General features: G+C 64.3%; 1 pseudogene. It reads left to right on the plus strand.

Features of this window, described 5'->3' with window-relative positions:
• A pseudogene (locus EOB49_RS38500) lies at positions 1–177 on the plus strand (EamA family transporter); the annotation flags it as partial.
• Between the last annotated feature and the right edge of the window lie 95 nt (positions 178–272).

Below are 272 nucleotides of genomic sequence, written 5' to 3' on the forward strand. Positions count from 1 at the left end.
GAGCCGATCCTCGGCCCGATATGGGTCTGGCTCATCCATTCCGAGGTGCCGTCGGGGCGCACCATCATCGGTGGCGCGGTGGTGGTCACGGCGCTGCTCGTCCATATCGGGCTCGAATTCAAGCGCCAGGCACGGCCCGAACGCGCAGGGGTCACCGGGGTGCCGTCGCCTAATTGAAGCGGCCTGCAGCTTTGCCATTGACAACGTCGCTGCAGCACGGGCAGGCTGGGAATACGGCAACAACAAGACAGGCGTATCTTGCCAAGTCTCCC

The organism is Mesorhizobium sp. M7A.F.Ca.MR.148.00.0.0, from assembly GCF_003997735.1.
Lineage (GTDB): Bacteria > Pseudomonadota > Alphaproteobacteria > Rhizobiales > Rhizobiaceae > Mesorhizobium.